The sequence below is a fragment of the Halorubrum sp. T3 genome, from assembly GCF_000296615.1.
GTDB lineage: Archaea > Halobacteriota > Halobacteria > Halobacteriales > Haloferacaceae > Halorubrum > Halorubrum ruber.
In genome coordinates this window covers 96,141-117,948 of the sequence record NZ_JH815330.1, presented here as the reverse complement: position 1 = coordinate 117,948, position 21,808 = coordinate 96,141, and the positions used below count along the sequence as shown (strand labels likewise).

General features: G+C 71.6%; 21 protein-coding genes and 1 tRNA gene. 12 read left to right on the top strand and 10 right to left on the bottom strand.

The genetic code is table 11. The features are described 5' to 3' along the window. Positions 1-105: 105 nt before the first annotated feature. The 4 genes from B378_RS0109670 to B378_RS0109655 all read left to right on the top strand — a co-directional run bounded on the left by B378_RS0109670 (position 106) and on the right by B378_RS0109655 (position 3,167). Positions 106-945: a lycopene cyclase domain-containing protein gene (locus B378_RS0109670; protein WP_017343595.1), complete on the top strand. Its 840-nt coding sequence runs from the start codon at positions 106-108 to the stop codon at positions 943-945. Beyond that, complete coding sequence (locus B378_RS0109665) at positions 938-2,152, top strand: Brp/Blh family beta-carotene 15,15'-dioxygenase (protein ID WP_017343594.1); 1,215 nt, start codon at positions 938-940, stop codon at positions 2,150-2,152. The genes B378_RS0109670 and B378_RS0109665 overlap by 8 nt, the downstream gene beginning before the upstream one ends. A 68-nt stretch (positions 2,153-2,220) precedes the next feature. Next, positions 2,221-2,871 carry a GNAT family N-acetyltransferase gene (locus B378_RS0109660; RefSeq protein ID WP_017343593.1) on the top strand — a complete coding sequence of 217 codons (651 nt, stop codon included), beginning with the start codon at positions 2,221-2,223 and terminating at the stop codon, positions 2,869-2,871. Further along, positions 2,868-3,167, top strand: coding sequence for a hypothetical protein (locus B378_RS0109655; RefSeq protein WP_017343592.1), 300 nt, complete (start codon positions 2,868-2,870; stop codon positions 3,165-3,167). The genes B378_RS0109660 and B378_RS0109655 overlap by 4 nt, the downstream gene beginning before the upstream one ends. A 58-nt stretch (positions 3,168-3,225) precedes the next feature. Here B378_RS0109655 and B378_RS0109650 read toward each other — a convergent pair whose 3' ends face one another. From B378_RS0109650 to B378_RS0109635, 4 genes are all read right to left on the bottom strand, one after another. Further along, positions 3,226-4,122 (bottom strand): YkgJ family cysteine cluster protein, encoded by an 897-nt coding sequence (locus B378_RS0109650; RefSeq protein WP_017343591.1) that lies wholly within the window; start codon positions 4,120-4,122, stop codon positions 3,226-3,228. Positions 4,123-4,203: 81 nt separating this feature from the next. Next, positions 4,204-4,800, bottom strand: a complete 597-nt coding sequence (hisB, locus tag B378_RS0109645; RefSeq protein WP_017343590.1) for an imidazoleglycerol-phosphate dehydratase HisB — start codon at positions 4,798-4,800, stop codon at positions 4,204-4,206. 502 nt (positions 4,801-5,302) lie between these two features. Further along, on the bottom strand, positions 5,303-6,043 hold the full coding sequence (hisA, locus tag B378_RS0109640; RefSeq protein WP_017343589.1) for a 1-(5-phosphoribosyl)-5-[(5-phosphoribosylamino)methylideneamino]imidazole-4-carboxamide isomerase: 741 nt from the start codon (positions 6,041-6,043) through the stop codon (positions 5,303-5,305). 496 nt (positions 6,044-6,539) lie between these two features. Then, positions 6,540-7,358, bottom strand: a complete 819-nt coding sequence (locus B378_RS0109635) for a hypothetical protein (protein ID WP_017343588.1) — start codon at positions 7,356-7,358, stop codon at positions 6,540-6,542. Positions 7,359-7,469: 111 nt separating this feature from the next. On the opposite strand from B378_RS0109635, the gene B378_RS0109630 reads away from it, so the two are divergent. The 4 genes from B378_RS0109630 to B378_RS0109615 all read left to right on the top strand — a co-directional run bounded on the left by B378_RS0109630 (position 7,470) and on the right by B378_RS0109615 (position 12,388). After that, positions 7,470-8,717 carry a thiamine ABC transporter substrate binding subunit gene (locus B378_RS0109630; protein WP_017343587.1) on the top strand — a complete coding sequence of 416 codons (1,248 nt, stop codon included), beginning with the start codon at positions 7,470-7,472 and terminating at the stop codon, positions 8,715-8,717. Positions 8,718-8,744: 27 nt separating this feature from the next. Beyond that, a complete protein-coding gene (locus B378_RS0109625) occupies positions 8,745-10,544 on the top strand; it encodes an iron ABC transporter permease (RefSeq protein ID WP_017343586.1) in 1,800 nt (599 codons plus the stop codon). Next, positions 10,534-11,673 carry an ABC transporter ATP-binding protein gene (locus B378_RS0109620; protein ID WP_017343585.1) on the top strand — a complete coding sequence of 380 codons (1,140 nt, stop codon included), beginning with the start codon at positions 10,534-10,536 and terminating at the stop codon, positions 11,671-11,673. Before B378_RS0109625 ends, B378_RS0109620 begins: the two co-directional genes overlap by 11 nt. Positions 11,674-12,130: 457 nt before the next feature. Beyond that, positions 12,131-12,388: a hypothetical protein gene (locus B378_RS0109615; protein ID WP_017343584.1), complete on the top strand. Its 258-nt coding sequence runs from the start codon at positions 12,131-12,133 to the stop codon at positions 12,386-12,388. A gap of 64 nt (positions 12,389-12,452) precedes the next feature. Here the strand turns inward: B378_RS0109615 and B378_RS0109610 are convergent, their stop codons facing one another. Then, positions 12,453-14,849: an amino acid permease gene (locus B378_RS0109610; RefSeq protein WP_017343583.1), complete on the bottom strand. Its 2,397-nt coding sequence runs from the start codon at positions 14,847-14,849 to the stop codon at positions 12,453-12,455. A gap of 192 nt (positions 14,850-15,041) precedes the next feature. Between B378_RS0109610 and B378_RS0109605 the strand changes: the two genes are divergently transcribed. After that, positions 15,042-16,151 (top strand): alanine--glyoxylate aminotransferase family protein, encoded by a 1,110-nt coding sequence (locus B378_RS0109605; RefSeq protein ID WP_026046243.1) that lies wholly within the window; start codon positions 15,042-15,044, stop codon positions 16,149-16,151. Between the two features lie 31 nt (positions 16,152-16,182). Here the strand turns inward: B378_RS0109605 and B378_RS0109600 are convergent, their stop codons facing one another. The 3 genes from B378_RS0109600 to B378_RS0109590 form a co-directional block, all read right to left on the bottom strand. Further along, entirely contained in the window at positions 16,183-16,464 is a 282-nt protein-coding gene (locus B378_RS0109600) for a hypothetical protein (RefSeq protein WP_017343581.1), read from the bottom strand. Positions 16,465-16,537: 73 nt separating this feature from the next. After that, positions 16,538-16,837 carry a DUF424 domain-containing protein gene (locus B378_RS0109595; RefSeq protein WP_017343580.1) on the bottom strand — a complete coding sequence of 100 codons (300 nt, stop codon included), beginning with the start codon at positions 16,835-16,837 and terminating at the stop codon, positions 16,538-16,540. Continuing rightward, positions 16,838-17,761: a tetratricopeptide repeat protein gene (locus tag B378_RS0109590; protein WP_017343579.1), complete on the bottom strand. Its 924-nt coding sequence runs from the start codon at positions 17,759-17,761 to the stop codon at positions 16,838-16,840. 109 nt (positions 17,762-17,870) lie between these two features. Here B378_RS0109590 and B378_RS0109585 point away from each other — a divergent pair, with 109 nt between their 5' ends. Further along, positions 17,871-18,575, top strand: coding sequence for an SdpI family protein (locus B378_RS0109585; protein ID WP_017343578.1), 705 nt, complete (start codon positions 17,871-17,873; stop codon positions 18,573-18,575). A 90-nt stretch (positions 18,576-18,665) separates the two neighbouring features. Further along, positions 18,666-19,334: a hypothetical protein gene (locus B378_RS0109580; protein WP_017343577.1), complete on the top strand. Its 669-nt coding sequence runs from the start codon at positions 18,666-18,668 to the stop codon at positions 19,332-19,334. A gap of 14 nt (positions 19,335-19,348) precedes the next feature. Here B378_RS0109580 and B378_RS0109575 read toward each other — a convergent pair whose 3' ends face one another. Then, on the bottom strand, positions 19,349-20,695 hold the full coding sequence (locus B378_RS0109575; RefSeq protein WP_017343576.1) for a M20/M25/M40 family metallo-hydrolase: 1,347 nt from the start codon (positions 20,693-20,695) through the stop codon (positions 19,349-19,351). A 105-nt stretch (positions 20,696-20,800) separates the two neighbouring features. On the opposite strand from B378_RS0109575, the gene B378_RS0109570 reads away from it, so the two are divergent. Next, positions 20,801-20,874 (top strand) — tRNA-Lys (locus tag B378_RS0109570). A gap of 65 nt (positions 20,875-20,939) precedes the next feature. Here B378_RS0109570 and B378_RS16415 read toward each other — a convergent pair. Further along, positions 20,940-21,761, bottom strand: coding sequence for an alpha/beta fold hydrolase (locus tag B378_RS16415; RefSeq protein WP_082224280.1), 822 nt, complete (start codon positions 21,759-21,761; stop codon positions 20,940-20,942). Between the last annotated feature and the right edge of the window lie 47 nt (positions 21,762-21,808).

Below are 21,808 nucleotides of genomic sequence, written 5' to 3'. Positions count from 1 at the left end.
TCCCCGAACCGGTTCGGGCCGGAGATACCTGACCACGTTCGGCTGAAGGGTTAAAGAGAAATAGAGAGTACACATAGGTATGAGCGTCCTCGTTGGGGTGGTCCGATGCTGCCGACGCTGACGTATCTCCAGTTTCATCTCGTCTTCAGTCTCCCCGTCTTGGCGCTGCTGTGGTACGTCGCCCCGCGGTACGAGCCGAAGCGCCAGCGCCGGGCGATCGCCGGGATCGCGATCCTCGTCGCTATCGCGTACGCCTACACCACGCCGTGGATCAGCTACATGATCCGACGGGGGGCGTGGGGATACGCCGACGGCGCCGTCGTCGCGCGGGCGCTGTCGATCCCCCTGGGGGAGTACCTCTTCTTCACGGTACAGACGGTTGTCGTCGCGTTCGCGCTCCACCGGGTCGGCTTCGACCCGACGTTCCGGGAGGGAGACTTCGACCGCGCGCCGCGGGCCGCCGGGGTCGCCGTCGGCCTCGCGATGGTGCCGGTCGGGCTGGGGCTCGTTCGGCTCGACCCCTCGTTCCTGTACCTCGGCGGGCTGATCGCGTGGGTCGGGCCGGTCCTCGCGCTCCAGTGGAGCGTGGGCGGGGGGTACCTCGCGCGCACGCCTCGGCTGTGGGTCACGGCGACGCTGCTCCCCGCCGCGTACTTCTGGGTCGTCGACCGGATCGCGATCGGGATGGGGACCTGGTACCTGTCGCCGGAGCTGACGACCGGAATTGCGGTCCTCGGGCTTCCGATAGAGGAGATGCTGTTCTTCGTCGCCGCGGGGCTGATGACGATCAACGGCCTCGTCCTGTTCGAGTGGGTGCTCGACTGGAACGAACGCCGGCCGACCGCGGCGGACGCGGTCACCGGCCCCGGGTCGGAGGCGTCCGACCGCAAGGTGGCCGGCCCCGACGCGCCGGCCGACCCGGACCCCGACGTGGTCGATGACTGAGGCGTCCTCGACGTCGGCGAGGGCGACCGAGTCCGGTTCCGCGGAGACTCGCGGGCGCGACGCCGGAGCGGCCCCCGCGGACGCGCGGCCCGAATCGGCGGCCGACGCCGCGAGCGAACGGGTCGACCGCTGGTTCGCGCGCCGCCCGGCGCTGGCGCTGGCCGCGCTGCTGCCGATCGGCGCCGTGACCCCCCTGTTTCCGGTCGAACTCGGCGTCGCGACGTTCGCGCTCGGCACCCTCGCCGTCGGGATGGCCCACGGCGCGGTCGACCATCTCGTTCCCCTCCGGGGCGCGCCGGGCGTGTCGCTCCGGCGGTCGATCGCGGTCGTCTCGGTCGTGTACGCGGTCCTCGGCGGCGCGGTCGTCGCCGCGTTCTTCGCCGCGCCCGTCGCGGCGTTCGTCGGGTTCATCGCGCTCACGTGGCTCCACTGGGGACAGGGCGACGTGGCGACGCTCGCGATCGCCGGCGTCGACCACCTGCCAACCTCCGGGGAGCGGTGGCTGGCGCTCGTCGTCCGCGGCGGCCTCCCGATGGGCGTCCCCCTCCTCGCGCACCCCGAGGAGTACCGGCTGGTGGCCGAGTGGATCGTCGGGCTGTTCCTCGTCGACGCCGGTGCGGCCGCGACCGCGGTCGACCCCCTCTTTGCGCCCGCGGTCCGGATCGGGGTCGGCGTCGGGATGGCGACGGCGACGCTGGCGTCGGTCGGGCTGGGTTACCGCCGGGTCCGGGACGGGCGCGACGCGGACGGCCGGCGGCGTGACCCGGACGGCCGGCGGCGTGACCCGGACGGCCGGCGGCGTGACCCGGGCGGCTGGCGGCGCGACGTCGGCGAACTCGCGGTGCTGTGGGCGTGGTTCCTGCTCGCCGCGCCCGTGTTCGCGATCGGGGTGTACTTCGCGCTGTGGCACGCGCTCCGACACGTCGGGCGGCTCGTCCTCGTCGATCCCGAGGCCGCGAGCGCGGCGTCCGCGGGCAACGCAGTCGGGGCGCTCGCCCGCTTCGGCCGCGACGCCGCGCCGCTCACGCTCGGCGGGTTTCTCGTCGTGGCCGCGGTCGGCGCGAGCGTCCCCGCGGGCGTCGCGGCGCCCGGCGACCTGCTGGCCGTGTCGCTGGTCGCCATCGCCGCCATGACGCTCCCCCACGTCGTCGTGGTCGCGTGGCTCGACCGGCGACAGGGCGTCTGGCGGCCGGGCACCGGGAGCTGACCGGGGAGCGCGAGCCTCCCGGTTCCGACACCGCACCGCTCTTTGTCGGCGGCCGCGTCCCTCCCATAATGGACGAGATCGCGATCCGCGACCCGCGGCCGAGCGACGCCGAGCCGCTGGAGGCGCTCATCACCTCGCACTTCAGCGAGGGGAGCGCCTACGGGGTCGACCTCGGGATCGGCGACCCGGCGTACCACGTGCTGGTCGCGGTCGAGTGCGGCGCGGAGGAGGCGGAGGAGGCGGGCGGCGAGGAACCCCGCGAGGACGGCGAGAGCGACCGCGACGACGCGATCCTCGGCGTGATGGCGCTCCGCGAACTCGACGACCCGGCCGCCGTCGCCGACGAGATGTACTTCTTCGACGACCCGGAGCTGCTTCCGGCGGCGACGCTGTACGGCCACTTGGAGATGGGGTACGTCCGGCCGGATACGACCGGCCGCGGGATCGGGAGCCGGCTGCTCGAACGGCTCCACGCGGTCGGCGCGGCGCGCGGCGTCGACCTGTTCCTCGCGGACTCGTGGTACCACGGCGGCGACGACTCCCCGGAGAAGCTGTTCGACGCGCACGGGTACGAGACGGTCCACCGCGACCCGATCGAGCGGTCGGCGGACGAGTGCCCGAAGTGCGAGGGGGAGTGCGTCTGCGCGGGCGCGCTCGCGGTCCGGCGGGTCGGGGACGACGGGGGCGACGAGAGGGACGCGGAGGCGACCCGGTCGTGAACCACGACCGTGTCCACGCCCGAGCGCCGTCGCATCACGTCGACCGGTGGTCCGAGGGGGTCGTCGAGTCGATCGGCGAGCGCGACGGCCACTGCGTCGTGACGGTGCGACCGCTCGCGTCGGGGGACGGAGACGAGCGCGGGGCGGGCGAGCGCGGAGCGGACGAGCCCGACGCCGAACTCGTCAAACTGACGATCACCTTCGCCGTGCGAGACCTGTTCGTGAGCCGGCTGCCGATCGAGGAGGGGGAGTCGCCGGTCGGCGAGCGCGTCTGGTACCGGAAGCGGGGCGGCTGAGGGGAGCGGGAGAGGAGCGAGCGGTCGCCGGTCGACTCGGCTTCGCATGTGGCCGGCGTTAGACTTCCGAGTTCCAGCCCGGCGTGCCGGGTGCGCCCCCGTCGTCCTCGATCTCGCGGACGAGCCGGTCGCGCGCGTCGCGGTCGAGGGCGACACGCTCGCCGTCGTCGCCGGCGCGTTCGGTCCACGCCCCGATCGCTCGGCCGACCCACGAGTCGGCCTCGCGGGCGCGCTCCCGGGCCTCGGCCATGCGGTCGCGGGTCACGGACAGCGACCCCGGGCGGGAGCCGACCGCGGCGCCGGCGAAGCGGGCGCGGTCGTCGGCGGTCCCCGCGCCGTCGCGGAGGCGCGCGACGACCCCGTCGAGCGCGTCGGGATCGGGGTAGGCGAACACGGTCGCGCCGAGCGCCTGCGGGCCGAACGCGGGCGCCGGGAGGTCCTCGGGCGGCTCGTCGTCGAGGAGTCGGTCGCCGCCGCCCGCGGCCTCGACGCGATCGCACTCCGTCTCGGCGCCGAGGTCGAGGTTGTGCCCGGGGTACGTCGAGCAGGTCCGGGGGTAGCGGTCGGTGTCGTGGATCCGGCACTGGAGCGTCGTCGGGTCGAGGAAGGCGCACGCGTCGAGCCAGCGCGGCTCGTCGGTCCCGATCGGCGCGACCGGCTTCGGGGGTTTCCGGAGGCCGACGACGAAGACGGGGCGGCCGTCGACCGCGGCGAGGTCGACCCCGTCGATCCGGACGCTGTCGTCCCGTTCGGCAGGTTCGAACAGCCGGGGGATCAGGGCGTCGCCGAGGCCGTCGTCGACGAACCGGGCGACCTCGTCGCGGGTGAGCGGGACGAGGTCGTACGCGTCGTCGAGCGGGGGGCGCGGCCCGGTGCGGTCCGAGCCCGCGGCGGCCGGATCGAGCGGGCGCCAGTCGACGCAGCAGCCGGCGCAGCCCTCGCAGTCGAGTTCCATGCGTCCGTGGTAACGGTTCGCGCGCGGATAAGCGATCGGCGGGGCGGCGCGGTTCGGCCGGGACGAGGGGATTCGGCCCGCTCAGAGCTCCCCCTTCGTGCTGGGCGTGTCGCTGCGGCGCTCGTCGAGGCGGGTCGCGTCGTCGAGCGCGCGCGCTAAGGCCTTGAACAGCGCCTCGACCTCGTGGTGGGCGTTGTCCCCTTTCTCGACCGTCGCGTGGAGCGTCAGCCCGGCGTTGTGGGCCAAAGAGAGCACGAAGTGATCGGCCATGACGCTGGTGAACTCCCCGACGGACTCCTGGGAGAACGAGCCCTCGAACTCGTAGTACGGGCGTCCCGCGACGTCGACGACGACGCTCGCGACCGCCTCGTCGAGGGGGACGCGTCGGTCGGCGTACCGCCGAATTCCTCGCTTGTCACCGAGCGCCTCGTCGAACGCCTCGCCGAGGCAGATCGCCACGTCCTCGACGGTGTGGTGGTCGTCGATGTCGAGGTCGCCGTCACAGCGGACCGTCAGATCGAAGAGGCCGTGCTTGGCGAACGATTCGAGCATGTGGTCGTAGAAGCCGATCCCCGTCGAGACCTCGCTGTCGCCGTCGCCGTCGATAGCGAGGGTGAGTTCGATCGTCGTCTCGCTCGTCTCGCGGGTGACGGCCGCGGTCCGGTCGTGCTCGCTCATACCGGCTCGTCGCGGGGGATTCGTAAGTCGGTTGCGGGTGTGAGGGCGTTCGAGTTCGTGAAAAGAGAGCGGACGCGGTGCGGGAGTCGAGAGTTCATTTATAAATGGTGGTGCGGTGGCGCGTGCCTGCGAGGCCGCGAAGCGGCCGAGCAGCACCGCGCGAGGGACGCCGCGAGCGACGCGGGCGACCGGAGGGAGCCCCGAGCGAGCGGCGAGGTTGGGGAGGCGTGAGGTGCGGTGCCGTGCGGGGCGGGGCTCAAAGGGGCAGCCGGGAGGGCGGCGCAGGCGACGTAAGGACCGCAATGAGGGAGCGAACGCAGTGAGTGACCGAGTGAGGACCGCAGCGAGCGTGCGCCGCCCTCCCGGCTGGGGCTTTGGAGGTGTTCGCCGGCAAGCGACAGGTGGCTATTTATAAGCAAGCGGCTGGGGCCAAGCAAGTGTTCACCGCCGATCCAGCGAGATCTATTTATAAATGAACTGCGGCATGCCAAGATTTCACTATTTAAATCTCGTCAGCCGTGTTCTGCGCCTCTCGGAGCGTGAACTCGCCCTCGTACAGCGCGGTGCCGACGACGACGGCGGCCGCGCCGGCCTTTTTTAAGTCGACGACGTCTTCGACCGTCGCCACCCCGCCGGAGGCGATAACCGGAATGTCCACGGCCTCGACCACGCTCGCGACCGCCTCGCGGTCGATCCCCTCTAATTGCCCCTCCACGTCGACGTTCGTGAAGAGGATGGCGCCCGCGCCCAACTCCTCGTAGCGGGCCGCGGCCTCGGCCGGGTCCAGCCCGGTCCCCTCGGTCCAGCCCGAGACGACGACCTCGCCGTCCTTCGCGTCGAGGCTGACGACGACGCCCCCGGGATGCGTCTCGTCGATCTCGGCGACGATCTCGGGCGTCTCGACCGCCGCGGTGCCGAGGATGACGCGGTCGAGCCCCAGGTCGAGCAGGTCCCGCGCGCCCTCCGCAGTCCGGATGCCGCCGCCGAGCTGGAGGCCGACCGCGTCCGGAACGCTCTCGACGACTGACTCGATCGCGGCGGCATTGACGCGCTCGCCCTCGAACGCGCCGTCGAGGTCGACGAGGTGGAGCGTGCCGGCGCCCGCCTCGATCCACCGCTCGGCGGCCGCGACCGGATCGCCGTAGCGCTTGCCCGTCCCGCGCTCGCCGCCGACCAACTGGACGACCTCGCCGTCCTGCACGTCGACGGCGGGGATCACCTCGAACTCGGGGAACTGGCTCATACGGGAGGGGAGTCGCGGCCGGTGATTAAACCGGTCGATTCGAGATGAAACAGAGGGTTACGCGGCGGACGTCTCCAAAGACGCAGTCATTTGCTTATAAATGGCTGACTGTGGATCGCCGGTGAAACACCTCCAAAGCCCCAGCCGCTCGGCGATACGTGATTGACCGCAGAACGACGGCGAACACTTCCAAAGCCCCAGCCGCGAGGCCGCAGTACGCTCGTTGCGCGCTTCAGTCGCTCACTCCGTTCGCTCCTTCCAGTGCTTACGTCGCCTACTGCGGCCTCGCGGCTGCCCCTTTGAGTCCCCGCCCCGCACAGCGACAGCACCTCACACCTCCCCAGCCTCGCGGTTCGCGCTCTCCGAGCGCTCACCGCGTCCCTCGCGCGTGCTGGCTCGCGACCGCCTTCGGCGGCCGCTCGCAGGCACGCGCCACCGCATTCACTTATAAACGATAGCGTTTCAACGAAGTCGAAAGTCCGGATCCGCTAGCCGCTCACGCCACCGAGATGAGCAGCTGCGAGACGTCCTCGTCGAAGTTCGTGGGGTCGGTCGCGAGCGTCTCGGCGGTCTCCGCGTCCGCGATTTGTCGCACGACCGTCTCGGCGTCGACGAAATTGGGGAGCGCCTCGTCGAGGACGCCGATGAGCGGCTCGGTCGGGTACGCGCCGCCGGCGACGATGACGTCGGTCCCATCGTGCCAGACGCCGAGCCGGGCCCCGATGTCGAGCACCCCCTCCACGTCGGTGGTGGAGCCGTCGGGGAGCGGGATCTCGCCGTCGAGCGCGTACTCGCCCGTCAGCCGCCACGCCGTGGCGGTGTGGCCCGACCGGACGGTGGTCGTCATCTCCTCGGCGACCTCGACGTTCTCGATGCCAGCGTTCCGGAGCTGCGCGCGGAACGCGTCGGTGGCGGCCGTCTCCACCTCGCTCATCACCCGGTCGCGGCCGACCCCGGCCGGGAGCTGATCGATCGCGGGGCGGAGGTCGATCCGCGTCGCGAAGAAGACGACCGGGGAGCCCGACGCGTCGACCGTCTCGGCGAGCGCGTCCGCGACGGGCGCGTACTCGAAGATCCGCGTGCGTTCGAGCGCCCGGACCGTGACCGGACCGTACGACTGTTCGAAGACGGTGCTCTCCGACTCGTCGGTCTGGCGCCAGTCCTCGATCCGGTCGCTCGTCACCTCGGGGGCCGGCAACGGCCCGTCGCGCCCGCCGAGACAGCCCGCGAGGCCGGCGACCCCGACCGCCGCGCCGCCGGCGAGCAGCCGCCGCCGGGTCGTCCGCGTCGACCGCGCTCCGGTGTACTCGTCCATGGATCCGGGTGGTCGTCCCGGAGTAAATGGGTGTCGGCGGGAGGGTATTCAGACACGAAACCGGGACGCGGACGGATCCCTTATGTAACCACCGAGTACAACAACCGAGTGATGACTACCGACGAGAGCGAGACGCGGCGGCGATCGGCCCGGTCACGCACCCGACGACGGTTCCTGACGGCGGCCGGGACGGCGGGAGCCGTCGCGCTCGCCGGCTGTAGCGCCGAGCGGACCGACGGGAGCGACGGCGGCGACGGCTCCGGGAGCGACGGGACGGGCGACGGAACCGACACCGACGACGGCGACGGGGAGGGAGACGGCGGCGACGACGAGACCCCGACGCTGACGGTGGCGACCTACACGAGCTTCATCGACGCCCCCTCCGTGAGCCCCGGCGAATGGCTCAAAGAGGAGTTCGAGAGCCGTGTCGACGCCGAGCTGGAGTGGGCGACCCCCGACAACGAGGTGAACTACTACGTCGAGCGCGCCGCCTCGGGCGCGGGCATCGACGCCGACCTCTACGTCGGCCTCACGACGGAGGACCTCGTGCGCGTCGACGAGGAGCTGGACGAAGACCTCTTCGCCGAGGCGGGCGAGATCGAGGGGCGCGACGCGGTCAAGCAGGGGCTCCGGTTCGACCCGTTCGACCGCGCGGTCCCGTACGACACCGGCTACGTGAGCCTCGTGTACGACGGTACGACGATGGAGGCGCCCGAGACGTTCGACGGGCTGCTCGACGACGAGCACGCGGGCGCGCTCATCGCGCAGAACCCCGGCGCCTCCTCGACCGGCCGCGCGTTCCTCCTTCACACGATCAACCGCTTCGGCGACGGCGGCGTCGCGAGCGACGGCGACGGCGAGGCGATCGAGGGCGAGGACGGCGACCCCGACTACGACTACCTCGATTACTGGACGGACCTCCAGGAGAACGACGTGCGCGTCCTCGGCTCGTGGGACGACGCGTACGCGGCCTGGAGCGAGGGCGAGGCGCCGATAGTCGTCTCCTACTCCACCGATCAGGTGTTCGCGGATATGGAGGGCCAAGACCTCGAGAAACACCAGATCCGATTCCTGAACGACCAGGCGTACGCGAACCCCGAGGGGATGGCCGTCTTCGCCGACGCCGACGAGCCGGACCTCGCCCGCGAGTTCATGTCGTTCATGCTGGAGCCCGACGTCCAAGGCGAGATCGCGCAGCGCAACGTCGCGTTCCCGGCGACCGACGGCGCCGAGCTCCCGAGCGACTACGCCGAGCTGGCGAAGGAGCCGGCCGACCCGGTGACGTTCACCTACGACGAGCTCCAGGGCTCGGTCGACGCGTGGGTCGAGGCCTGGGAGCGGCAGTTCGCCGGGAACTAACCCCGTGGCCGACGTGGGACCGAGCGCGTGACGGGAACCGATACCCAGCGGCTGACCCGCCTCCGCGAGGGCGTCGAGTCGCACGCGCTGACCGCGCTCGCGGTCCTCACCAGCGCCGCGCTCGTCGTCGCCTTCTACTACCCGACCGCGACCGTCCTGATCGAGGCGGTCGTCGTCGACGGCGCGGTCACCCTCGCGGTCTTCGCCGACGTGCTCACCGACCCGTTCTACTTCGGCGAGCTGGCGCGGTTGCTATCGGGCGAGTCGCCAGCGGCGGTCGCGCGCTCGCTCGCCTCGCCGGACCGCCGGCTCGGGATCGTCGGCTTCACCGCCTACCAGGCGGTCCTCTCGACTATCGCGAGCGTCGCCCTCGGGCTCCCGGCCGCCTACCTGCTCGCGCGCTTCGAGTTCCCCGGCCGGAAGACGCTGCGCTCGCTGACCATCGTCCCGTTCGTCCTCCCGTCGATCATGGTCGCGGTCGGGTTCGTCGCCACGTTCGGCGACAACGGCACGCTGAACGCCGCGCTGACGGCCATCGGACTCCCGCCGGTCGACCTGCTGTTCACCCTCGAAGCGGTGGTGATCGCCCACGCGTTCTACAACGCGCCGCTCGTGGCGCGGGTGACGACCGCGGCGTGGGAGTCGGTGGACGCGAGCGCGGTCGAGACCGCCCGCAGCCTCGGCGCCGGCCCGGTCCGGGCGTTCGTCGACGTGGTCGCCCCGCAGGTGTACCCCGCCGTCCTCACGGGCGCGGCGCTCACCTTCGTGTTCACCTTCGGCACCTTCCCCATCGTGCTCGCGCTCGGCGGGTTCCAGCTGGCGACCGTCGAGGTGTTCATCTACCGACTCGTCCGCGACCTGAGCTACGCCGAGGCCGCCGCGTTAGCGATCGTCGAGCTCGTGATCTCGCTCGGCGTTCTCCTCGCGTACCTCCGGTACGAGGCCCGACAGTCGACGAACACGCGGGGCGCGAGACCCCTTCCGCGGCGCCCGTTGGTTCCGACCGCCCCGACGCTCCGCGAACTGCTGCCGCGGGCGGGGCTGGCCGCCTATGCGGTCGTGGCCGGGGTCATCTTCCTCGCGCCGATCGCGTCGATGATCCTCGCGAGCGTCACGGGCGGCGACGGCGCGCTCACGCTCAACCACTACCGGTTCCTGGTCGAGCGCCAGCAGACGGGCGCGGCGTTTCAGGTTCGTCCGTGGCCCGCCATCCGGAACTCGCTGGTGTTCGCGACGGGGGCGACGCTGCTCGCGCTCCCGATGGGTGTCGTCGTCGCGGTGCTGACCACGCGGCGGTACCGCGGGCGGACGCTGGTCGACGCGGCCGCGATGGCGCCGCTCGCGGTGTCCGGGATCATCGTCGGGCTCGGCCTCCTCCGGGGGCTCGTCTTCGGCGTCGAGATCGCGGGGTGGCGGATCGCCGCGAGCGGCGCGGTCGCGGTCGTCGTCGCGCACGCGGTCTCGGGCTACCCGTTCGTCGTGCGCACCGTGTCGCCCGGGCTCGACGGGCTGGACCGCTCGCTCGTCGAGTCCGCGCGGGCGCTCGGCGCGTCGCGGGCGCGGGTGATCCGCGACGTGGAGCTCCCCCTCGTCTGGCCCGCGGTCGTCGCGGGCGCGGCGTTCGCGTTCGCCATCTCGATCGGGGAGTTCACCTCAACCGTGGTGTTGGCGACCGGCGCCGACGCGTACACGATGCCCGTTGCGATCGAACGCTTCATCGGGCGGCGGCTCGGACCCGCGACCGCCATGGGCGTCGTCCTGCTGGTCGTCACCGGCCTCAGCTTCGTCGTCATCGAGCGGCTCGGGGGTGAACACCGTGGGCTCTGAGCCGCCGGCGGGTTCTGAGAACGGCCACTCGGTCGCGGTCGAGCTCGACGGCGTGACGAAGCGCTACGGCGAGACGGCCGCCGTCGACGACGTGACGCTCCGGGTGCGCGAGGGGGAGTTCTTCACGCTCGTCGGCCCCTCCGGCTGCGGGAAGACGACCACGCTCCGGCTGATCGCGGGGTTCGAGGAGCCGACCTCGGGGACGGTCCGGTTCGCCGGCGAGTCGATGTCCGGCGTCCCGCCCGAGGACCGCGACGTTGGCGTCGTGTTCCAGAGCTACGCGCTGTTCCCGCACATGACCGTCGGCGAGAACGTCGCGTACGGGCTCAACTTCGCTGACCCGCCCGAGGGGATGACGCGCGACGAGCGCGTCGCGGAGCTGCTCGAACTGGTGGACCTCCCCGACGCCGCCGACCGCGACCCCGAGAGCCTCTCGGGCGGGCAACAGCAGCGGATCGCGATGGCGCGGGCGCTGGCGCCCGGCCCCGACGTCCTGCTGCTCGACGAGCCGATGAGCGCGCTCGACGCGCGCCTCCGCGAGCGGCTCCGCGCGCAGGTGAAGCGGATTCAGTCCGAGCTGGGAATCACCACGATATACGTCACCCACGACCAGGAGGAGGCGCTGGCCGTCTCGGACCGCGTCGCGGTGATGAACGGCGGGACGCCCGAGCAGGTGGCGCCCCCGCGGACGGTCTACCGCGAGCCCGCCACCCGGTTCGTCGCCGAGTTCGTCGGCGACAACAACGTGTTCGCCGGGAGCGTCGTCGACACGCCCGCCGAGGGAGCGATCGCGGTCGACGTCGACGGCGGCGACGAGACGCTCCGCGTGCGAATCGACGCCGGCACGGCCACGTCGGTCGGCGACCGTGCCGTCTTTTGCGTCCGTCCGGAACACCTCCGCGTCGCAAGCGCGGGCGAGGCCGCGGGCGACGAGCCCGCCGCCCCCGCGGGCGAGAACGCCCTCCGCGCGACCGTCGCGAGCGCGGAGTTCCTCGGCGAGACGACGCGCGTCACGCTCGACTGGGGTGACCGCGAACTGCTCGTCCGGGCCGTGGATCCCCTCGACGGCGCGGTCACAGTCGGATTCGACCCGGGCGACGCGCACGTGATCGAGGTCGAATCGCGGTGAGCGACGACGTTTGTTTATAAATGCGGTGCGGTGGCGCGTGCCTGCGAGGCCGCCCCGCGGCCGAGCAGCACGCGCGAGGGAGTCAGTCGCCGGAGCGAAGCGACGGCGACTGACGAGGCTGGGGAGGCGTGAGGTGCCGTGCGGTCGCCGTCGGGTGGGGCTCAAAGGGGCAGCCGCGAGGGCGGCGTAGGCGACGTAAGCACTGGAACGAGGGAGCGAACGCAGTGAGCGACCGAGTGAAGCGCGCAGCGAGCGTACGCCGCCCTCGCGGCTGGGGCTTTGGAGGTGTCGTCCGTCGGCTTGCTGGCAGCTATTTATAAATAAACGGTTCATTCTTAAAAAGCAGTCACCGTTCAGCCCGCGATTACGAGCTACCGGACCATCCCACCGAATCCATCCACCTCGTAAACGTATCGAGGCGACACGCCTTACCCCGCGGACCCAGTAGGACACACATATGGCCTCCGAGGCGTGCGACGTCTGCGAGCGGTCCGTGCGGATCGCCGGCGGGATCGGCGACCTGTGGAACTTCGCGTTCGAGTCGACGCAGGGACTCACGCTCGAACTCACCGACGGCTCGGAGTTCTTCCTCTGTTTCGACTGCATGGAGAAACTGCCCGACGACCACGAGCCGACCGCCGAGGACGTGGCCGACCTCCGGGAGCGCACCGACCCGGTCGAGGACGACGGCAACCACTTCTGGCACTGGGGCTAACGCGGAGCAGGTCGCCCGGCTCCCGCACCGCAATTTCCTCACCGTTTAAAAAGAAACCGCCGCGTCAGTCCGACTTCGACTCCTCGTCCGCGCCTGACTCCTCGTCCGCGCCCTCCGCTATCTCCGGCGTCGACGGCTCCGGCTCGACGCCGGTCTCGGCGGGGGTCGCGGTCGCGTCGGCGACGTCGTTCGACCGCGCGCCGCTCCCGAACAGCCGGCCGAAGAGACCGCGGTCGCTGCGCTTCTCCGCGAGCAGGACGGAGCACTCCACGTCGTTGAGCACGTCCAACACGAGCGAGCCGCTGACCAGCCGCGAGAGCAGCCCCTTCTCGGTCGCGCCGACGATGAGCATCGTGGCGTCGCGGGCGGCGCGCTCGATGCTGGCCTCCACGTCGCCGGTCTCGATCCGGAGCGTCGCGTCCGAGAGGTCGTGGGCGTCGGCCCAGTCGGCGAGGAACGCGCGGCCCTCGTCCTCCTCTCCCGATTCCGCGACGTGGAGCAGCGTCACTTCGCCGTCGAACTCGGTCTGGAGCATCTTCGCGACGGCGCCGGAGAGGTCCGAGGCCGGACCGCCCGCGGTTGGCACGAGGATGCGCGAGGCGTCGAACCCGCGGTCGCGGAACACGAGGAAGTCCGAGGGCAGCGAGTACGCCAGCTCGTCGATCGCGGACTCGGCGCGCCCGGGCGCCCCGTGGGAGTCCTCGCCCCAGCCCATCACGGTCATGTCCGCGCCGTAAGTGCGCGCGGCGTCGAACACCTCCTCGAACACGCGGTGCGAGAGCACGACGTGGGTCTCCACGTCGACGCCGAACGTCTCGGCGTCCGCGCGGGCCTGGTCGAGGAGGCCGTGGGCCGCCTCGTGGGCGCCGCGGTCGCGCGCCGCCTCAAGGGAGGTCTGGTCGGGGACGTTCGCGATGTTGACCGCGACGACCGTCCCGTTCCGCTGCTTGGCGATGGCCGAGGCGAGCGTGATCAGGTGCTCTTCGGTCTTGGGGTTCGCGAGCGGCACCATCACGCGGTAGTCGTCGCCGCTCGGCTGGACCGCGGTCGCCGCCGAGACGGCCTGCTCGGGCAGGTCCTCGGAGCGGTCGAGGATCCACGTGCCGAGCACGCCGCGCGACTCCACCTTCCCGCGGGCGTACAGCAGGTACCACAGCAGGGCGAAGGCGACGAGCCCGAACGAGATCAGGATGATCGTCGGCTCGATGTAGATTATCAGCGCGAACGACGACACCGTCCCGATGATCGGAACGAGCGGGTAGAAGGGGACCTCGAAGTCGGGGTCGTACCCCTCGACCTCGGACTCGCGCATCACGATCAGCGCGAGGTTGAGCAGTCCGTAGACGATGAGGTGGAGGACGGAGCCCATCGTCGACAGCGACTCGACGCCGCCGGCGACGAGGAACACGAGGATGAGCGCGCCGGTGAGCGCGATCGACTTGTACGGGGTGCCGAACCGCTCGTGGATCTCGTTCAGCTTCGGGGTGACGATCTTCTCGCGGCCCATCGCGAAGTTGATCCGCGACGACGAGAGGATCGACGCGTTCGCCGAGGAGGCGGTCGCGAGCAGCCCGCCGATCAGGAGCATGCTGGCGCCGACGGCGCCGAGCGAGAAGCCGAACACCTCGTACTGTCCGAACAGGAGCCGGGCGGCGTCGACGACCGCGGTCTCGTTGTTCGCGACCAGCTCGTTCGGCACGGCCGCGAGCAGCACGACGAGGAACAGCGCGTACACGACCGTCACGATGATAACCGATCCCAGCACCGCGAGCGGGAGGTTCCGTCCGGGGTCTTTGATCTCCTCGGCCACCGAAGTGATCTGGACGAACCCGAGATACGAGACGAAGATGATCCCCGTCACCGGCAGCACTTGGCTCGTCGTGCCCGGCGGCGCGAGGGGACGCAGGGACTCCATGTCGGCGTTCAGCAGGCCGACGACGGTGAAGACGGCGAGGATGCCCAAAAGCGACATCACGATAACGATCTGGAGCCCGCCCGTCTCCTTCGCGCCGAAGTAGTTGACTGCGATGAAAAGCAGCGCGCCCGCGAGCCCGATCACCTGCGCCGCCTCCAGCGTCACCGGACCGAGTCCGACCGGGCCGAGGCCGACGAGGGCGTTGACGTACTCGCCGAACCCGTACATGTAGAAGGCGGACGCGAACGCCAGCCCGAGCCAGTTCGCCCACCCCGCGACGGAGCCGAACATGGGCCCGAGCGCGCGGTTGACGTAGAAGTACGCCCCGCCGGACTTCGGCATCGCCGTCCCGAGTTCGGAGGCCGACAGCGCGGTGAACAAGGCGATCACGCCGCCGAGGACGAAGGTGAACGCGGCGAGCGGCCCGGCGCGGGCGACCGCGGTGCCGGGGAGCACGAAGATCCCCGCGCCGATCATCGTCCCGATCCCGATGGTGAGCGCCGCGAGCGGCCCGAGGTCCTTCGCGAGTTCCTCGTCGCCGCTCATGGCGGACCACCTCGGACGGTTGTGACTCTTCGGGCGTGTATCATACCTCCTTTCTCTCCTCCGTTCGTATAAAGTCGGCTGATCCGGGCGACGGCGCCGTTCCGGGAGCGAAGGCGAGCTGGTCGCGCCTTTTGAACGGAACACAAGGTCCATACCCTCACGCGCCCCGGTACGATCCAACAGGTGGATCCCGTGACGAAGAAACGCGAATACCGCGACGACTACGACGAGAAGACGCTGTACATCCCCGGCCCGACGGAGGTCCGCGACGACGTCATCGAGGCGATGGCGGAGCCGATGTTCGGCCACCGGATGGACCGGATGACCGACCTGTACACGACCATCGTCGAGGACACGAAGGAGTTCCTCGGCACCGACAACGAGGTCGTAATCTTAACCGGCTCCGGCACGGAGTTCTGGGAGGCGACGACGCTGAACCTCGTCGACGACCGCGTCCTCGTCCCGACGTGCGGCGCCTTCAGCGAGCGCTACGCCAACGTCGCCGAGCGCCTCGGCAAGGACGTCGACCGGCTGGAGTACGAGTGGGGCGAGGCGGTCAAGCCCGAGGACGTCCGCGAGGCGATCGAGACCGCCGACGCTGAGTACGACATGGTCGCTGGCGTGATGAACGAGTCCTCGACCGGCGTCCGGAACCCCGTCGAGGAGATCGGCGACGTTCTCAAAGAGTACCCGGACACCTACTTCGCCGTCGACGCCGTCTCCTCGCTCGGCGGCGACTACGTCGACATCGACGCCCACGGGATCGACGCGATCTTCGCGTCCACCCAGAAGGCGTTCGCGATGCCCCCCGGACTCGCCGTCTGCGTCGTCAGCGAAGACGCCTACGACCGCGAGGTCGAGAAGGGCGACTCCTCGTGGTACGGCGGCTTCCGCCGCACCATCGACTACTACGACCGGAAGGGCCAGACCCACTCCACGCCCGCGATCCCCATCATGTTAGCGTACCGCAAGCAGATGAAGCGCATGCTCGACGAGGGTCACCGCGCCCGCGACGAGCGCCACCGCGAGATGACCGAGTACGTCCACGACTGGGCCGCCGAGCACTTCGCGATGTTCCCCGAGGCGGGCTACGAGTCGCAGACGGTCGCCTGCATCGAGAACACGCAGGGGATCGACGTGGCCGCGACCATCGAGGAAGTGAACGAGAAGTACGACATGGCCTTCTCGAACGGCTACGGCGACCTCGGCGAGGAGACGTTCCGGATCGGCCACATGGGCGAGCACACCGTCGAGAGCGTGAAAGAGCTCACCGACGCCATCGAGGACGTGGCGGACCTGTAATCCGGCCCCCACCGACCGAATTCGAGCCGCTTCAGCCCTCGTCGCGGTCGGCGACGAGTTCGATCCGATAGATTCGACCGCCGCTCTCCGTCCGCTCCGCGCCCACGACGACGAACGCGCGGTCGCCGACGTCGACGATGTCGCCGGTGGCGAGCGGTTCCTCGCTCGTTTCGCTCTCCGCCTCACCGTCGACCGCGTCCGCGCCGACGGCGAGCGCGGCCGCTCCCCGGTCGATCGCGCGCCGCCAGAAGGCGTCCGAGGGCGGCCGGGGCCCGACCCGCGACGCCAGCTCGCTCCGCGTGAGTCGTCTCATCGGGTTCGCCTCGTCGCGCGCGGCCTTAGCCGGTTCGGAATCCGGCGATACCCGAGCGGCCGCCGCACCGCCCTCACAGCCAGAGCAGCTGCGCGTGCCGCGTCCCGTCGAACTCCAGAACCGTCTCCTCGTCGACGAGTCCGGCCTCGACGGCGACGCCGACCGCCTCCGTGCCGACGATGTTCGCGACCTGCGCGCGCCGGAGCCCCGCGACGACCTCCTCGGCGGTCGCCTCGACGGCGTCGTCGCCGCCGTAGAACTCCTCGCTCACGGTGAGCGTGACCGGCCCGTCCTCGTACGTCTCGCCGAGGCAGTCGGGGTCGCAGACGGAGACGAGCCGGCCCTCGGCGGTCTCGCGCTCGCGGAGGAGCATTCAGAAGCCCTCGGGCCCCTCGCCCTGAAGCTCTCGCTCCGGGCCTTCGGCCTCACCGTCCCCCCCGCGACGACCGCCCTGTCCGCCGCGACCGCCGGGCTGGCCCCCGGGGCCGCCGGCGCCGCCCTGTCCGCCGCGGCCGCCCTGGGGAGCCTGCCCGCCGGGGCCGGGCGCCTGCCCGGTCTGCTCTTCGATCATCTGTTCTTCGGTCTCGCGGCGGAGCTCCTCGGCCTGATCGGCGACCTCCTCGGCCTGCTCGTGTTCGCCCGCCTCTTCGAGCGCCCGCGCCTTCTCCTCTAAGACGCCCGCGTCGCGGTAGCCGAGCCGAATCGCGTTGTCGAAGCATTTGACCGCGTCCTCGGCGAGCCCGCGCTCGACCAGCAGGAACCCGCGGTTGTACCACGCCTCGGCGAAGCGCGGGTCGGCTTCGACGGCTCGCTCGGCGTGTTCGAGCGCCTGCTCGCTCCGGCCGGACTCCCAGAGCGCGTACGCGAGGTTCGTCTCGGCGGTCGCGGCGTGCTCCGACTCCTCGTCGATGCGGAGCGCCTCCTGATACGCGCCGATCGCCTGGTCGAACTCCTCCAGCTGGGCGTGGGCGGCGCCCTTGTTCACCCACGCCTCCTGGGCCGCAAGCGAGTCCTCCTCGGCGAAGTTGGCGGCGCGCTCGAACGTCTCCGTCGCCTCCTCAAAGCGGTTGATCCCCATGTACGAGAGGCCGACGTCGATCAGCTGCTCGACGTCGACGTCCTCGCTGCCGATGTTCCGGCGGTCAAGCTCCTCGGTCAGCACGCGGGAGTCGACGGGGTCGACGCGGCTCGGGTCCTCGCCCAGCTCCGGCGGGTCCAGCGTGAACGCGTCGTAGTCGGCGTCGACGCCCTGCCCCGAGGAGAACTCGTGGCCGTCGTCGTCGCGTTCGTCGGTCATACCCGCGGATTGGCGGTCACGACGCGTAAGGGTTGCGTCGCACCGCGTCCCGCGGGGGAGACTCCCACGGGTAGACGCTTTTACCGCTGGGGACCGTGTCCCCGGCCGCATGCCCTCCGACCCTCGACTCTCCACGCGGCTCCGGTTCGGCGTCGCGGCCCTCCTCGTCGCCGTCGGCGCCGCCGCCAGCCTCGCGGTCGCGCCGGACCTCCCGGAGCGGATGGTGACGCGGTGGGACGCGGCCGGCGAGCCGACGGGGACGCTCTCCCGAACCCTCGGGATGTGGCTCGTGCCGGGGCTCGCGGCCGGGCTGATCGGCCTGTTCGCGCTGCTCCCGCGGATCGACCCCTTGGGCGAAAATATCTCGGCGTTCCGGGTCCACTACGACCGGTTCGTCGTCGTTCTCACCGCGTTCCTCGTCGCCGTCCACCTCTCCGTGCTCGCCGTCAACCTCGGCTACGCGGTCGACGTGACGACGCTCGCGCTGGCGGGCGGGGCCGCGCTGTTCTACTACGTCGGGACGCTGCTCCCGCACGTCGAGCCGAACTGGTTCGTCGGGATCCGGACGCCGTGGACGCTCAGCGACGACGCCGTCTGGGACCGCACCCACGCGCTCGGCGCCCGGCTGTTCAAGCTCTCGGCGCTGATCGCGGTCGCCGGCCTCCTCGTCGGCGAGTACGCGGTGTACTTCCTCGTCGGCCCGGCGCTCGCGACCGCCGCGATCACCGTCGCGTACTCGTACGTCCTGTACGCGCGACGGGCCGACGGAGAGGGCGGAGACGACGGCGAGGCCGCGTCTCGGGCCGCGGAGTAGAGATCCGACGCTCGGCGTCGGCGCTCCGAGGCGCTGGCGAGTTCCGCCCCGGTGCCCGGCGTTTATATCCGCGGCCCCGAAGGAAGCGGTATGACCGAGGAGTCACGCGCTGACCGGCAGTCCCCCGTCGGCGAGCCGGTGGTCCGGTCGGACCCGGCGGTGACGGGCGACCGGGCCGCGGACGCGGTGGGGTTCGACCCGAACGACCCCGACAGCGTCGCCGAGGCCGCGGAGACGGTGGCCCGCTTCGCGGCCGGCGACGTCGGCGACGGCGACAACGTCCTCATGCTGCGCGGCGCCGCCGCCTGCGCGGCGCTCGTCCGCGGCGTCGGCTCGTACAAGGAGGCCGCAGAGCGGGCGGGCGAGGACGTCTCCGTCGCGTTCATCCGCAAGTGGGCGCGGGTCCACGACCTCCCGCAGGCGATCCGCAGGCAGGTCGCCAACGGGCGGATCGCGCCGAGCGCCGCCAAGCACGTCGCGCGGCTCGGCGGGCGGGACCGCTACCTGCTCGCGTGGGCGGCGATCGACGGCGAGCTCACCGTCCGTGAGGTGCGCGCCATCGCCTCCGCGGTCAACGAGGGGGCGGACATCGAGGCCGCGGTCCGCGAGGCGGGCGTCGAGCTCGGCCGGCTCCAGCTCCGGCTCCCGCCCGAGACGTACGTGGAACTGCGTCGCCGCGCGTCGATGGAGAACGTCGAGCCGGGCGAGATCGTCGCCGACGCGGTCGACGAGTACCTCGCGGACGACCGGGGAGACTGAGAACCGCCGATCGACTACGCCGCGTAGCCGGTCGCGAACCGCTCCGCGGCCGCGGCGATCGCCGCCCGCGCTCGGACCACCTCGCCCCACGCGATCGTCTCGTCCGGGTAGTGCGCCTCGTCGATGGTGCCCGGACCGAACAGTACCGCCGGGATCCCGGCCGCGACGAAGTGCCGCGAGTCCGCGCCGTACGTCGCCCCCCGCGGCTCGACGTCCGGGAGGCCGGTCGCGACGAGGCCGGCGCGGACCGCCTCGACGACCGGCTCGTCGACGGCGATCTCGGCGGGCTCGAACTGGACCGAGAACCGCTCGAACCGGGGCGGGTGGTCGCGCAGCCAAGAGTCGGCCGCGACCCGCTCCAGCCGCTCGCGGAACGTCTCCTCCACCTCGTCGACCGTCTCGCCGGGCGCGACGCCGACTCGGAACTCGGCTTCGAGCGTCGCCGGCACCGTCGACGCCCACGAGCCGGCCTCGACGCGGCCGCAGACGACCGGCCACGGCACCGGGAACTCCCCGTACAGCGGGTGCGAGACCGACTCGCTACGCTCCGTCTCCAGCTCCATGAACGCCTCGCGGATCGCCTCGAACCGCGGGAGCACGTCCTCGCCGCGCCACCGGGTGGCCGCGTGCGCGCTCCGCCCGTCGATCTCTAAGCGGGCCATGAGCGACCCCTCGCAGGCGACGACGGGACGCAGTTCGGTGGGCTCCGCGACGATCGCCGCGTCGCGCTCGAAGGGATACGGGTTCGCGAGCGCGGCGGTCGCCGCGCCGTAGCCGCCGTCCTCCTCGCCCGCGACGGCCTCGACCACGAGCCGGAGCCCGGACGGCGGGAGGTCGATCGACCCGTCCGCGACCCCCTCGCGGACGTCCACCGCGGCGCCGACGCAGGCCGCCAGCCCCGACTTCATGTCGGCCGCACCGCGGGCGGTGAGGGTCTCGCCGTTCTCGTCGCCGTCGGCGTCCGCGGACGCGGCCCCCTCCGCGTCGTCGCGCCAGACCGGCTCGAAGGGGTCGCTCGACCACTCGGACGGCTCGGCCGGGACGACGTCGAGGTGGCCGTTCAAGACGAGCGTGGGGGCCGGGTCGTCGCCGCCATCGTCGTCGGGCATGGCGGCGTCGCTCGCGCCGCCGAGTTCGAGGACGCCCGCGACGCTGCGCCGCCCCTCGACGGCCGCCGCGTCGAGATCGTCCGGGAAGGAGGGGTGGTCGGCGAGGACGGCGGGGTCGGCGTCCCAGGCGTACGTCTCGAAGCCGAGGTCGGCGAGTCGCTCCGCGACGAACGCGGCCGCGGCCGCCTCCTCGCCGGCGGTCGAGCGGTGCCGACAGAGCTCGGCGGCGAACGCGCGCATGTCGAATGCCATGCTCGCGGCGACGGCGGGGGGTCGGAAACCGTTTCGGGTGGCGGCGCCGACCCCTGCCGCGGTTCTAAACGTTTATCCCTCGGCTGACCTTATCCGGAGTCGTCTGGGCCGGTAGCTCAGTTAGGGAGAGCGTCCGGCTTTTAACCGGACGGTCGGGGGTTCGAATCCCTCCCGGCCCGCTGTCACCGCCGCGAGCAAAACCGCGAGCGGCGGTGCTGTGCCGAGGGAGAGATTCGAACCCCGGTCATACCTCCCGACCGACCCACTCCAGCGCCGCTCGCCGACAGTCGAGCAGCGTCCCGAGGTGGTCCGCATCGACGATCTCCAGCGTTCCGTCCATCTCCTGGACGAGCGAGCGCACGGGCGGAAGCGGCGTGTTCTCGTCGCTCGTGCCGTGCCACGCGCGGACCGGGACACCGACCGAGTCGGCGTCGAGCGACGCGCTCGCGAACGCCCGGTTCTCGCGTTCGACCGCCCGGGCGCCGCGGTCGAGCGCCTCGTGGAAGTCGGCCGCCACGGCCTCGGCGACCGGGTCGGAGACGGACCGGTCCGTGTATTGCGAGACGACCGCGCTCGGTCCGGAGATCGACGCGACCATGTCGGAGATCCGGAACACGGCGCGCAGCGCGAACGGGACCGACGCGAGCGTCGCGAGGGCGTTCTCGGCCGGGGGGACGACGCTGCTCACCAGCCCGACCCGAGCGATGCGGTCGTCGCTCGCGGCGGCGAGCGCGAACGGGCCGCCGCCGGAGAAGCCGAGGGCGCCGGCCCGGTCGACCGATTCCGCGTCGAGGAGCGCGCCGAGGTCGGCCGGCCAGTCTTTCCACGTCCACTCGGCCGGCGGCGGCGACGAGCGACCGTAGCCGGGGCGGTCGGGGACGAGGAACCGAACACCGACCTCGCTCGCGGGCGCCGACAGCAGCGCTCCGAACAGCCGCGATCCGGGGGTGCCGTGGTGAACGACGACCGGGACCCCGTCCGGGTCGCCGCCGGTCGCGTACGAGAGGGTGCGTCCGTCGGGGAGGGTACACGCGTCCGTCGAGAGCTCCGCTGGGTCGGGCGTCATGGTGGGACCTACGCGGCGGTTCTCAGAGGAGCGGAAAACGGATTGCG